This window comes from Pseudoalteromonas sp. 10-33, from assembly GCF_001469195.1.
GTDB lineage: Bacteria > Pseudomonadota > Gammaproteobacteria > Enterobacterales > Alteromonadaceae > Pseudoalteromonas.
The window spans coordinates 18,292-32,286 of record NZ_LOFI01000029.1 but is presented as its reverse complement, the minus strand read 5'-3'; the positions used below and the strand labels follow the sequence as shown (position 1 = coordinate 32,286).

8 protein-coding genes are annotated in these 13,995 nt (G+C 36.7%); 2 read left to right on the top strand and 6 right to left on the bottom strand.

The window, feature by feature from the left end:
* Positions 1-87 precede the first annotated feature (87 nt).
* From rmuC to ATS76_RS18350, 4 genes are all read right to left on the bottom strand, one after another.
* Entirely contained in the window at positions 88-1,554 is a 1,467-nt protein-coding gene (rmuC, locus tag ATS76_RS18365; RefSeq protein ID WP_058553244.1) for a DNA recombination protein RmuC, read from the bottom strand.
* An 871-nt stretch (positions 1,555-2,425) separates the two neighbouring features.
* Complete coding sequence (locus ATS76_RS18360; RefSeq protein WP_058553243.1) at positions 2,426-5,572, bottom strand: DEAD/DEAH box helicase; 3,147 nt, start codon at positions 5,570-5,572, stop codon at positions 2,426-2,428.
* 426 nt (positions 5,573-5,998) lie between these two features.
* Complete coding sequence (locus tag ATS76_RS18355) at positions 5,999-6,961, bottom strand: hypothetical protein (RefSeq protein ID WP_058553242.1); 963 nt, start codon at positions 6,959-6,961, stop codon at positions 5,999-6,001.
* Positions 6,962-6,976: 15 nt separating this feature from the next.
* Complete coding sequence (locus ATS76_RS18350; RefSeq protein WP_058553241.1) at positions 6,977-8,215, bottom strand: AAA family ATPase; 1,239 nt, start codon at positions 8,213-8,215, stop codon at positions 6,977-6,979.
* Positions 8,216-8,990: 775 nt separating this feature from the next.
* Here ATS76_RS18350 and ATS76_RS18345 point away from each other — a divergent pair.
* Entirely contained in the window at positions 8,991-10,205 is a 1,215-nt protein-coding gene (locus tag ATS76_RS18345; protein ID WP_006793243.1) for a hypothetical protein, read from the top strand.
* 64 nt (positions 10,206-10,269) lie between these two features.
* Here the strand turns inward: ATS76_RS18345 and ATS76_RS18340 are convergent, their stop codons facing one another.
* Positions 10,270-11,145 carry a DNA replication terminus site-binding protein gene (locus ATS76_RS18340; protein ID WP_058553344.1) on the bottom strand — a complete coding sequence of 292 codons (876 nt, stop codon included), beginning with the start codon at positions 11,143-11,145 and terminating at the stop codon, positions 10,270-10,272.
* Positions 11,146-11,726: 581 nt separating this feature from the next.
* Between ATS76_RS18340 and ATS76_RS18335 the strand changes: the two genes are divergently transcribed.
* Positions 11,727-13,076: a class II 3-deoxy-7-phosphoheptulonate synthase gene (locus ATS76_RS18335; protein ID WP_058405349.1), complete on the top strand. Its 1,350-nt coding sequence runs from the start codon at positions 11,727-11,729 to the stop codon at positions 13,074-13,076.
* 61 nt (positions 13,077-13,137) lie between these two features.
* Here ATS76_RS18335 and ppsR read toward each other — a convergent pair whose 3' ends face one another.
* Positions 13,138-13,947 (bottom strand): posphoenolpyruvate synthetase regulatory kinase/phosphorylase PpsR, encoded by an 810-nt coding sequence (gene ppsR / locus ATS76_RS18330; RefSeq protein WP_058553240.1) that lies wholly within the window; start codon positions 13,945-13,947, stop codon positions 13,138-13,140.
* Between the last annotated feature and the right edge of the window lie 48 nt (positions 13,948-13,995).

The following is a 13,995-nucleotide window of genomic DNA, read 5'->3' as shown; positions in this document are numbered from 1 at the left end:
GTAATTGAGGGTATTGCTCGATTAAAGCAAAGTTTGATAAATAGCGCTTACAGTTTATAAACGCTATCACCAAGCAAACCAATAGGGCTAGTCTAACTCTAGCTGTGCTCGCTCTACGCTCTCGTTAGGCAACTCTTTTTGAACAGATACACCAAGCTCTTTAAATTCAGCGGCTTGTTTAATTAAGTTACCTTTGCCTCGGTAAAGCTGCGAAAAAGCCTTGTCGTAGCTTTCTTTTGCTCGGTCTAGCTGTTTACCAACCCCTTCCATACTCAGTAAAAAGCCGTTTAATTTGTTGTAAAAACGTTCGGCACGGTTTGCAAGCTCTTTTGAATATTTGGTTTGCTCTTCAAAACGCCAAAGCTGTTTAACAATATTTAAACTGGTTAATAGCGTTGTAGGTGTGGCAACCAGTATATTTTTTTCTATCGCTTGTTGGTAAATATCGCTTTGATATTTAAGCGCTTCTACAAACGCAGACTCTATTGGTACAAACATAATTACAACTTCTGGCGAGTTGAGCCCTGGCAAACGGTCGTATGATTTACTTGCTAGCTCGTTAATACGGGCTGTAACTGCATTTACATGCTCTTTGATAGCTTGATTAGCATCCAGTTCATTTTCAGCATTTACATAACGGGTGTAGGCATTAAGAGATGTTTTTGCGTCAATCACTAAATGACGACCTTGTGGTAAGTACACAACAACATCTGGGCGTAAGCGGCCGTCTTCGGTATTAAACGACACTTCACGCTTGTAATCAGTACCGGCGCGCAGGCCTGCGCTATCGAGTACGTTTTCAAGCATCAGCTCTCCCCAGTTACCTTGGGTTTTCTTTTGCCCTTGTAGCGCATTACTTAGTTTATCAGCTTGCTCGGTGATGGATTGGCTTTTGGCTTGTAAGTGTAAAAGCTCTGTTTTTAACTGAGCTCGTTGTTTTAAATCTTCAACATGAATCGACTCCATTTTATCTCTAAAGCCTTTTAACTCGCCTTGAACAGGTTTTAACAGTTGTTCAATACTTTCTTGGTTGGTCACTTTAAAGCTTTGGGTTTTTTCATCGAGTATTTTATTGGCTAAGTTTTCAAACTCTTTTTTAAGCACGTTTTTACTTTGCTCTATTTGCGCTAGCTGCTCAGTAAAGTTTTGCTGCTTTTGCTCTAGCGTGGTTCGCATATTATTGAGCTCTATGTCTCGATTATTATATTGCGCACGTAGCTGAGTTAATTCGGTTTCGGCTTTTTGCCAAAACTGATTATATTGCATGCTTTGTTTTTCTTGCTCACTGCAACGCGTTTTAAAATGCTGCGCCTCATCACGCTGTTCTTGATGGCTATGTTCAAGCAGCTCGTGTTCATCTTGTAAGGCGCTAAACTGCTCTGCTTTGTTATCGAACTGACTTTGTAATAAAGAAAGTTGCTGTTGCTGCTCGTTAATTATTTTTTTTAATTTTTTGCGAGGCAAAACGGCAATAACACTATAAAGCACAATACCTGCAGTAAACCCTGCAGCAGTGCTTACCCAATCAATTTGGGTGAGTATTTGAGTAATCATAAAATAAACTTATAAAATTTATGGACATGCCATCATAACGAATAAGTTTGAACAGAAGTAGGGGGTAGTAAATAACAGCCATAAAAAAAGCCAGTTCAAAGTGAACTGGCTCAACCATTACTAAATAAGTAACACAACAGGGGGAATCAACATGAAAACTTGTATTAACTGCAATTAATCAACAAGCATAATAGTAGACGCCGCTATTTGAATTAAGTTCATTAAAAGATCAAATTATTCTAAATAAACTGATCTTTGGCTCATAAACCATTAAATGCTAAAAATTAGCTATAAAAAAAGCCAGTTCAAAGTGAACTGGCTTAATCATTACTAAATAAGTAACTAAATGGGGGAAATCAACATGAAAACTTGTATTAACTGCAATTAATCAACAAGCATAATAGTAGACGCTCTGTTTTGAATTAAGTTCATAAAAAGATCGAATTAATTTAAATAATACCAATCCGCTTAATTAAGTGATCTATTTTGAGGATAGGTAAACGTGTTGATAGCTTGACAAAAAACTCGTTATTTAGTTGTTTTCTGCAATTACTCCTGCATTGCTCTACCTTCTGCACCCATGCCGTCGTAAATGAGAATTTTTTAACGCAGATAGCGACACTTTTGGACCCACAAAATGATTAAGCATTATTGCGGATTGGTATAACTTCAGCCCCGGCTAATGGGCAACTAAAAAGGAGCATAAAAAAAGCCAGTTCAAAATGAACTGGCTTAATCATTACTAAAAGTTAGTAACTAAATAGGAAATCAACATGAAAACTTGTGTTAACTGCAATTAATCAACAAGCATAATAGTAGACGCCCTAGATTTGAATAAGTTCAAAAAAGATCGCACTAATTTTAAAATAAATTAATTTTTTATAAGTGACAACATTTGTTGCTCATCAAACTGTGTAAAACTCATTGATTTATCAGTAAATAGGGCATCAACGAGTGCTTGTTTGTCCTCTTGCATTTTAAAAACTTTTTGTTCAATTGAATGACTCATGATCAACTTATAAACAAAAACAGGGTTTGTTTGCCCAATACGGTAGGCTCGATCGGTGGCTTGCTTTTCTACGGCAGGGTTCCACCATGGATCGAAATGAATAACGGTATCTGCTTGCGTTAAATTAAGCCCAGTGCCGCCTGCTTTTAAACTAATTAAAAACACAGACGTTTTACCACTGGTAAACTCATCAATGACCTTATCGCGATGGCGAGTTTGGCCTGTTAATAAACTAAAGTTAATGTTTAGCTCATTCAATTGTTTAGCAATTAAATCTAACGCGGACGTAAATTGGCTAAATATAATTACTTTACGCCCTAGGCTTAACATTAAAGGGAGGTGAGTAGACAACCATTCTAATTTTGCAGAGCCTGCTTGTGTATCGGGCTCAATAAGCTTTGGATGGCAACAAATTTGCCTAAGCTTTAGTAAAGCCTCTAAAAAGGCAAGTTTACTTTTTTGAACGCCTTGCTCAGCAAATAGATCAATTAGCTTTTCTTCAAGTGCACGTGTTATTCCTTGATACATTTCTTTTTGTTTAGGCTCAAACTCAAATTCTTTAGTAATTTCTGTTTTTTGCGGTAGTTCTTGCGCAACTTGTGCTTTAGTTCGACGCATAATAAACGGCATTATGAGTGCTTTTAATTGCTCGGCACGTTCCATATCGGCTTCGCGTTCAATAGGCGTTTGAAAATGTTGTTTAAAATGAGCCTGAGAGCCTAATAAAGAGGGCATAGCAAAGTCGAGTAAAGACTTAAGCTCAAGCAAGTTGTTTTCAATTGGAGTACCGCTTAAGCACAATTTAAAATCAGCATTAAGCCTTTTTACTAATCGTGATACCTGAGCAGTATCGTTTTTAATATATTGCGCTTCATCAAGAATTATATTTTCAAAATAAAGCGGCGAATAATAAGCTATGTCGCGCTTTAATAAAGGGTAAGTTGTAAGTATACATTGTGCTTGTGCTAGGTGCTTTAATGGCTCGTTGCGATTAGCGCCAAATATGGTTATTACCTTAAGACCTTTAGTAAATTTTATTATTTCGTTTTGCCAGTTACTCACTAAGCTAGTTGGACACACAATGAGTGTAGGGCCCGCTTGTGGGCGATTATACGTACTTGTTAAAAACGCAATGACTTGCAGTGTTTTACCCAACCCCATATCGTCAGCTAAAATGCCACCAAGTTTGTGACGTTTTAAAAAACTTAGCCAATCAACACCTTGCTGTTGATACTCTCTAAGTTCAACCGACTCATTTAAGCCATGCAGCGATACACTCAGCATTGCCTTATCTGTATTGTTAAGCTCCTCGAGGTAGCGCTCGAGTGAATCGTCGTGAAGCTCAACGTTGATTGCAGTATGTTTTACAAGTTCTGGCAAGTACGAAAGCGGTATATTAAATTCATCACGCGTTTTTACAAATTCAAAACGTTGCTTAAAATCAGTCAGCAAGTTTATAGCTGACTTATTAATAACACCAAACTGACGGCCAACAGGGTAGTAATGAAAAAGCTGACTTTGTCGATTTAACGATTGATAAAGTGGATCTTCGTTACTAAAAATGTGTGAAAGCTTACTATTGTTAATAAGCACTTTACAGTGCATTTGATGCCCTGCAGCTCTATTAGCAATGAGTGATACTTCACTTTGTGGATTGGCGATATCCATCTTACCAATAGTGACTTTCCAACCATGCTCTTTAAAGCCCGGAAATACCTCGTAAGTTAACCAATGAAGATGAATAGCCGATTGCTTGTTGAAAGTAAACTCACTTTGTAAACCCCCTTTACAAAACTCAAAACCTAAATTAACAAGCTCATTGGTTACTGTATTTTCAAACGCGCTGTTAATTAAATTATTTGGCGCTTTACCTGCTGGGTAATTTTTATTTTTATACCTAAACGATAAAGACAGCCTTAAACCAGCATCTCCCATAGATACTTTAATTACTGCGTTACTCGCTGTTTGCGGTAAAACAGATTGCGTATTGGTAGGGTGGGGGATAACTCCCGCACCAAAGTTATCTGCAAGCTGCTTATAAATACGATCAAAATTAGCGCTGTGTATTGCAGGCATGGTTTGTAAATGCGCTATTTCATCGCCACTCAACGGTGTACGTATGCGGCCAACTTTTAGATGGTCAAGGTCTAGATATGTGGGCGGTGTGGTTTTTAGCACCGCCCAATTTTTACTTTGTTCTAAGTTAACAACTAATTTTGTAAGCTCTTTTTCTTGTTGCCAATTAAAACTAAGTGATTGGCCACTTTGCGGTTTAATTGCAACACGAGAGCGATGTAAAAATAAGCGCTCGGTAGCAATTAACTGCTGTAACGCACTAAATCCCCATTGACCTTTTAGCTCGAGGCTACCGACTGCATTTTGTGAGCGAATCCAGCTGTAAAGCCTAAAGTCACTTTCAAGTAAATCATTTGGCGTTATAAAGCTATTTAATTGCTGGTCGGTTAGGTTACGCCCTAACGTATAATTTTGGTTTTTATCGTAATTAGCAATTTTGGGGGATATAAATACTTTATTATTTTCGACACTTAATATAAAAAGTAACACTTGGGATGGGGTTGTTAATTCGGTACTTTTAAGTGTACTTAATTCGCTGAACCAATCATTTATAAAGTAGTCTTCGCCATACTCACCAGAGTGCTCTATTTTGAGCTTTAGTAAAATGGCTGCGAGGTGTAGGCACTTTGTTTTAATATTACAGGTGCAATGGGTATCAACAGAATAACCCGTTGGTAATTTACTGATCTCAACTCGCTGGTTATACGAAGCACCGGTATCACTTTGAACGGTTGAGTCTACCACCGAAAAATCACTGTTATGTTCTAACCAAGTAATTTTACCATTTTTATAATATTCTTTTCCTTTTGCCAACACGTTTGGCTTAAACAGTTTATTTATAAAGCGTTCGGAAAGAGGAAACTGGGTAGCCTGCTCATTTTTAATTTCTTCAAAAATAGCGAGTAAATCATTTTTTGATAGGTTAGCAGACATGTCACTCAAAGGATTAATTTTTAAAAATAATTTTCCCAGTATATGCCTTATAAGCGCTGAGCTAAAGCACTATTCACAGTAATGTAAACTGGTTGGAGCTGATAGCTTGGTAAAAATTCGGTTTGTGGTACTAAATAGCTCAAGAATAAAAAAAACAAACAATAACCCACAAATAACGAACAAAATACAAACACCTTATGCACAGCATGGGGGCTTTACAGATCATAATTTTACTAAGGGATAAACGGATAACTCACAGAATGGTGCTGAAGTGGTAAATAGTTAGTAAAAAAATGATCTCAGTGACGCTATTTAGGTAAAGCAGCTAAATAAACGTTATTTTAGATCAAATTTTTACTAACTGAGCAGGCTGGTAGATCATGATTTTACTAACTTATAGGACCTAGCAGATCATTTTTTTACTAACTAATTAAATGCACTAAGTAACTTAGTTAACTGCTCTAAACGCTTGTCTGTCATAACTTTATTGTTAATTTTAATCGATACATCGCCACTTTTTAAGTTTCGCTGCAACATTACATACTCGTTTTCGAGTACAGCTTCTTTTTTTGAAGCCGCTTGAGATTCTGTAGTCAATAACTTAGTGATAGCCATAGCACGCTTGTCGTCACTTGTAATGGCGTTTACTTCAGTATTGCTAGCTACATCAGCTATTAGTCGGTTAAAGCTCTCTGCGTTACGCTCCTTGGCAGTAATAAGCTTTTTAGCGACTTCTCGACCAACGTGATTAGCGGTTGGATACAAAGCAATAACAGAAGACGGTATTTGCTCATACGCTTTTATTGCGTCTGCAATTGCGGTGTGAGATACACCTTCAATCGCAGCAATTTCGCGGTACGATCCTTTTTTACCTTGTTCGAGCAGCTCGTTTTTGGTTTGTTGGTAAGCTTGGCCTAATTCCCACAGGCTTGGCGCTATGTATTGATCAGACGATACAGCTAAAATTTTAGCATCTTGCTCTGTGAAATCGCTTGAACTTAAAACAAGATAATCTGCATTACCTAAAATACACGCCATTCGACGGCGCGAACCAGCAAGTACCAAACTTGAATCATCTTGCTCCCAAAGCAGAGCAGGATGCTGGTTTCGTCCATCCTCACGAATAGCAGGAAGGATATCCGAGACCGATTTTTCATTTAATAGCGACTGGACACGACGATTTTTACCATAAACATTAGTTGTTTTTTGAATATCAGCATGCGAAATTACTTTACAAACAAGGGTAATTTGGCGCGAGGAGTCACTCGGTGCAGGCATTTTAATAACATCGCCAGCATTCGCTTGCTCTAAAAGCGCATCAAGGCTGCTATTCTCTACAGCCGTTGCAAACGGGTCTAAGCGGGTGTCGTTTTTACGTTTTTTAGCCATTGTTATTTAACATCCTTACTTAGGGGTATTTAATTTTGATTGGGTAGATTGCCAGTTAGATCGGATCAGCATTTCAAGTTCGTCAACAACATCTTTAATATTTTCTTGAGCACGCATAAGAGATTCGCGGCTTGCTAGGCTGTCTGACGCTTTTTGATCAAATATGGTGTTGAAAGAAGACGAACTAGCCGTAATTGCAGAGCTATGGTTAATTGGATAACTCATAACTTGACGACCAAAAGCGCTACGTACATCTTTAACAATGTCACGCTGTGAGTGGTTACCTTTAACGTAGTTCGTTACTAGAAATTGCATAAAGTCCCAACCTTCATGGCCAAGAGCTGCAACAGTATGATAAATCTCACCTAAACGTTTTAAATATTTATTATTAGCATCAAAATCAACAGCTTCTGGGTGAACAGGAATTAACATTGCTGTTGATGCCATTAATGCATTGTAAAACATAAAGTTAAGAGTGGGGGCTGTGTCTATTAGTAATATATCGAATTCGTGTTTTACAGGCTCAATGACCTTTTCGAGTAATTTATGATAATGACGAGTCTCTTCATAATTAGAGGTGTCTTTGAGTAAAGTTGCAGTTTCGTGTTCAAAGTAAAAATCATCCATACCAGAAGGTAGGACACGAATGTTTGGTATATGCGTTGGTAAAAATGAACATGAAACGAATTCTGGCCAGGTTTCACCGTCATCTAAATCAATACAATCGCGCATTAGGTCGCCGACAGTAATCGGATCATGCTCACTCGATGGGAAAAAGCTAGACGAAGAGCCCTGAGGATCGAGATCTATAATACCAATGCGGTAACGCTTAATATTTGTAGTGGCTAATGCCGCTGCAATATTAACCATACTAGTCGTTTTTCCGCATCCTCCTTTGAGCGAATTAATAACAATAACCTGTAGTTTATCGCTATTAGCTCGGTGATCAGGCTTTATATCCATTATATCTGCCATTGCAAATATATTAACCAAGGTATAAGCATAATGGCCGTTAGCACCACGTTTGATGTTCAAATCGTCAAAGTCACCATTGTCATGACGACGTTTTAATGTACGATTGTTACATCCTAATAAATCAGCGGCTGCTTTTTGGGTGTATGTTCTTAATTCTTTTTCTTCTGATTTAAGATGAGCGCGATAATGTTGAATACGTCCTTCTAGTGACTTTTCAGCAACTTCAGCTGTTGCTTTCAAAAGTCGATAGGTATCTAGCGCATTATTATTAATTGACATACTTTCCTTCCTCAAAGTTAGGCAATTAGTATAATGTCCATTCAAATACCTGTAAACAACTATTTATGGCGACATGTGTTTTAAAAAGAAGACATCATATAATAATTTTACACCTTTAATATTGCTTAGTATAAATAAAGAAGTTTAAAGGTGGTTAAATATATAAGGTAATAAAGGCTAAGGGCGGAAAATAAGCGTGTAAATACATGATAAATATAAATAAATGTTAAAAAATTAGATCAGTATTATACGTGGTTAAGATCAGATCTTTAATAACTTACAGATCAGCATTTAATTAACTGCTAAATATATTTTGTAGTTATGCACAGCTTACCCTTAAAGTTATAAACAAATACGGTGCTTAAGATCATGCTTTTACTAAGTAAATTAGAAAGTTATACACCGTCCAGTTAAGTAAATGCAGTAATTAATTGGTATAGATCTGATCTGTAGTAAGTACAGATCAGATCTATGCTAACTGACAATGCTCTTATCCACAGGCTGGTATATTAAATACAAGATTTGTCGTGCTTTGCCCGCTAAATTTAGCATACTAGTGGACAAATTTTTAACTGAGTTAGTAAAAATGAGATTTGAAACACCTTTGTTAGTATAATGATGATCTTAAATTAAAGAAAAACGCGACTACTTAGTATAAAACTGATCTGAGTTGATTAATTAAAGGCAGATCACTTTTATACTAACTTAAACATTTAACTTTTTTTGTTTTATGTGTTGTTATTAGATGTCGCAATAATAAATGGAAATAAGAACAATGAGCCGAAAGGTCAACATCTCGGTAGATAACTTGCCTGATACATTAAGAGGCCAAATTCACGGGGTGGAAAGTGCAATTGATAACGAAAGTTTAGCACTATTTACAGATAACAAAGACGTTCGCATTTCTATTGAAAATGCAGCACATGGTTTACGTGCTTATTCTAATACATTTAACCATTATGATTTATGGGGACGTTTTGTTCGATCTGGTCATAAAAAACTTCCATTAGAAGAAGCGCCTAAAAAAACAATTATTACGCGTAAGATATCAGAAAAAGTAGATGGTATTTTATACGATGGCGAAATAAAAATAACACCGGCAGTTGTTAGTACTCGTAAAGACGGTGAAGATATTGAATACCTAGTCTGGCCATCAGATAGAGAAGAAAAAGTAGAACGTGCTCTTATCCGTTTAGCCTCCAAAGGTAAAATAGTAAAAATAAATTTTAAGTCCGGTATTCAATATGCCGTTGTTTTTTCTATGAACGAGTTAGCACAAGAACTTAAAGCGGTTGGTCAGTCTATGCCATATCCTGCTATTAAAGAATCGCTTGAAGCACTTCAAGGCTCAAAACTCTCGTTTAAATATTCTGCAACAGATACTAAAAATTCAGACATTGATGATTCGTTCTACGAATCAAATATGAATTTTTTATCTTCTTTACATTTTAGCGGGAAAAAGGGGCAGGGAGGCAATGTTAAATGCGTTGCGTGTTTAAATGCTTTTGTTCATAACATGATCGATAACCTTGAATATAAAGGTTATTATTTTAATAGTGCCCAAGAATTAAAGCGGGGATTATCACGCTGGATGATGTTACGTTTATACCACCTTTGGCGCTATGCGGCACCTGGCAAAACGTATCATTTCAGATTGCTTTCTATTATGGAAAAATATGGTTCGATATACTCAACCGACAACATTACAGAAAACAAATTAAAAGCATTACGTCGTGATATGACAACGACTATGAAAGACCTTATTGAAAAGGGGGCTATCTCTGAATACAGTATTACCAATGTAAAAGACGATAAAACAGGCAATATTATAGATTACACCTATGAAATGCACCCGTCAGATCAATTTTGTGATGAAATACTTACATTGAACAAGCATAACAAACGTATTGAAATTCAAGGCGGTAAACGCATCGTTGAAAACGCCGTTTTAATTGATGAAGATAAAATAGAAGAAATAGTCGAAAAATAGTTAATAATTTATTTTTGCTATTACACATACTAAAAGGCCACTTAAAGTGGCCTTTTTAACATAATTAATTTGTTACCTGTTCAAGGTAAAGTCTATCTACTAGGAAATCATACTCTCGTTTTCGAGGGTGACTAGCTGGCTTTTCGTAATCTGGTAAGGTACCAATTTTAACATCGGGCTCGGGGTTTATTAATATAAATGGTAATGCAGCACTAACGTGGTAACGATTTTGTGCAGTGTATCTGATATTAACTTGCGGGCTTACTCGAGTAGGGCGTCTTATTCTTAGTTTTTCCTTTTCACCTAAACTTGCTATTCTCATTTGTTCTTGAGCGACCAGAGATTGCCATTTTTGTTGGTCGATCATTCTTGGGTTTGTATAACCTGCAGATTTACTTAACATCTCGAGAGCCATTTTTTTAGTGAGGGTTTTGGTTGCGTGTTTGTGCATCCATGTAAATCTAACAGAGAAAGGTGATTCACTTTCACTGTGTATTTTTCTGTATGCGGCTAGGGTAATTAAATTTGGTACAGCATTATGAACAGCTTCAAAACGAGCGTCGTTGTTATCAATACCCAGGATACATTCTTTGAATGCTGCTTTAGCCTTATTTACCTGAGCAATTCTATTAGTAAGCGCCAGTTTATCAGCGTTTTTTATAATTAATAAACCAGGGTGTCTTTTAAGTACTCGACTACTTAACCCTGACTTTGTATATATATCAGTAAATGAATTAAAAATAGCTCGTTGAGCATCATCTCCCGTTATTTTTGAAACGGATATACTTTGAGGCACATTATCTTCTTCGCTAGCACTTATATCAGGCAACTTATAGTATTCAGCTTTTGAATATTCACACTGTTTGAGTTCACCAATCAATAATGAGGTTAACTCGCTCATTAAATCAAACTGACTTCTTATTTTAATTTTAGAGACCACAACACACCAAGAACACATCTTACACTTATGAATAAGAATACTAACCTTGCCTTTTGATGGCAATAGTTTATATATTAATAGATGCTCAGATTAAACTTTTTATACAATCAAGTATGATGTGTTCTTTAGTGTTGTGTGCATAGGTGACTCTTTTACATAAGATTATTAATCTTAGAGGTTCGTACCTAAACCCTTGGTATGCTTTGCTAGCACAATAATTTACAAACGCAATACTAGTGCTAACAATTACTTAGTCCGTACTGTAAAGTTAAGATTACAATGCTTGACTTTTAAGTATGATGTGTTCCTATGTATATTGCTAATAATATCCCCTACTATGCTAACAGTTCTTGTACACTATAAATCTAATGTTTTAATTTTTAATTTATTGATATTAATGGCTTATATTACAAACTTGATGAAGTTTATTTTTCATATAAATGCAAAAATAAAGTGATTAATGTATGTTTATAACTACCCCATAACAAAATAATTAGTAAATAGTGAATTTAGTGCTTGAATAGAGGTACTCGCATACGTTAATTTCACTACATCAGGTAAAGTAGGAATGAGGATAGAATATGCAATCGTGGAACCCAAATAGCTGGAGAGAACTGCCAATACTGCAGCAACCACAGTACCCAGATCAAGAAGTATTAAAGTCTGTTGAAGGCCAATTAAAAACAGCACCACCGTTAGTTTTTGCAGAAGAAACGCGTAGCCTATTTAAACAGCTTGAAGATGTGTGTGAAGGCCGCGCATTTTTACTTCAAGGTGGAGACTGCGCAGAGTCGTTTAGTGATTTTAATGCAGCCAATATTCGAGATACGTTTAAAACAATTTTACAAATGGCAGTGGTTTTAACTTATGGCGGAAAGTGCCCAGTAGTTAAAATAGCGCGTATGGCTGGACAATATGCCAAACCACGTTCTGCAGATTTAGAAACTATTGATGGTGTTTCACTACCATCATACCGTGGCGACATCATTAACAACATTGACTTCACAGCTGAAGCGCGCATACCAGATCCACAGCGTTTAATGACGGCGTACCATCATAGTGCTGCTACATTGAATTTATTGCGTGCATTTGCACAGGGTGGTCTAGCTGATTTACATCAGGTCAATCGTTGGAACATGGGGTTTGTAGCTGCCAATCCACAAAAACAAAAATACCAACAGTTAGCTGACAAGATTCAAGATGCACTAGAATTTATGGAAGTATGTGGTATAAATTCAACTATTGCTCCTAGCCTTAAAGAGACTGACCTTTATACGTCACACGAAGCATTGTTACTGGGCTACGAAGAAGCACTAACACGACGCGATCACCTATCGGGCGATTGGTATGACTGTTCAGCGCACTTTGTTTGGATTGGTGAACGCACACGTCAATTAGATCACGCACACATTGAGTTTTTTAAAGGCATTAAAAACCCGATTGGTGTAAAAGTTGGCCCAGGTATGGATCCAGATGAATTAATACGTCTAATTGATGCATTAAATCCAGATAACATCCCAGGTCGGTTAACATTAATTACACGCATGGGTGCAGATATACTGCCAGAAAAATTACCAGCACTAGTACGTAAAGTACAACAGGAAGGGCGTAAGGTAATTTGGAGCTCAGATCCTATGCATGGCAATACTGAAAAAGCGACCTCAGGTTACAAAACTCGTAACTTTGACAATATAATGCGTGAGATTAGCCAGTTTTTCTCTGTTCATAAAGCAGAAGGTTCATACGCAGGTGGTGTTCACTTAGAAATGACAGGTCAACATGTTACTGAATGTACCGGCGGAGCATATGGTTTGTCAGACGACGATTTAGCGCAGCGTTACAAAACACAATGTGACCCTCGTCTTAATGCAGACCAAGTACTAGAGTTAGGCTTTTTAGTTGCTGATTTATTAAAAGACGCACGTAAATAATACGCACTCATATAAAAAGCCGCTTAATTGCGGCTTTTTTATTGCTTTAAATATAAATAAGTTAGTACTTACGACGCTCTAGGTCGGTATCCATTAGTATTTTTGCAGATATTTCTTCAACTGAATGATGGGTTGAATTAAAGTACGAAATTTTATGGCGTTTATAGAGCATTTCAACTTCACGTACTTCAATACGGCACTGCCTAATAGAAGCATATTTAGAATTGGCCATTCGTCTGTGTCTAATTGCAGCGAGCCTTTCTGGGTCAATAGTTAAACCAAATAATTTATGTTTGTAAGGCACCAAGCATTTAGGTAAACCTTCGCTCTCTAAATCTTCTTCAGTGATAGGGTAGTTGGCTGCTTTAATTCCATATTGTAATGCTAAGTACAAACTAGTTGGTGTTTTACCACTTCGGCTCACACCAATTAAAATAATATCAGCCTCAGAGAAGTTTTTAATATTGCCGCCATCGTCATTCATTAAAGCGTAGTTCACCGCGTCTATTCTAAAGTCATAACTTTTCTCGTGTATAGAATGTGTCCGGTGCATTTTTGGTACAGGCGCTACCTCTAGTTCTTTTTCAATTTTTTCGCTGTACGTGGTCAAAAAATCATACGGAATAGCATCTGCTGATTTTATAATTTCGCTTAAACTGTGATTTACAAATGTAAAAAATACAAAGGGCTTTTCACCTGTTTTTGCAGCCGTTGCATTAATTAACGCTTTAATTTCGTGTGCTTTTTCTTCTGTTTCTACGAAAGGAATAGTTTTGTGATTAAAATCGATTGGAAACAAAGATAACGTTGCATGCCCAAACACTTCTGATGTAATTGCTGTTCCATCAGATATATAAAATGCAGTTCTCATAATTAACCTTTTTGTTACTTTTAATCCCTAAAATGGGTTACTCACGGT

Excerpts from the sequence above, each read along its gene's own strand:
- rmuC (WP_058553244.1), bottom strand. The coding sequence starts at position 1,554 with ATGATTACTCAAATACTCACCCAAATTGATTGGGTAAGCACTGCTGCA.
- ATS76_RS18360 (WP_058553243.1), bottom strand. The coding sequence starts at position 5,572 with ATGTCTGCTAACCTATCAAAAAATGATTTACTCGCTATTTTTGAAGAA.
- ATS76_RS18355 (WP_058553242.1), bottom strand. The coding sequence starts at position 6,961 with ATGGCTAAAAAACGTAAAAACGACACCCGCTTAGACCCGTTTGCAACG.
- ATS76_RS18350 (WP_058553241.1), bottom strand. The coding sequence starts at position 8,215 with ATGTCAATTAATAATAATGCGCTAGATACCTATCGACTTTTGAAAGCA.
- ATS76_RS18345 (WP_006793243.1), top strand. The coding sequence starts at position 8,991 with ATGAGCCGAAAGGTCAACATCTCGGTAGATAACTTGCCTGATACATTA.
- ATS76_RS18335 (WP_058405349.1), top strand. The coding sequence starts at position 11,727 with ATGCAATCGTGGAACCCAAATAGCTGGAGAGAACTGCCAATACTGCAG.
- ppsR (WP_058553240.1), bottom strand. The coding sequence starts at position 13,947 with ATGAGAACTGCATTTTATATATCTGATGGAACAGCAATTACATCAGAA.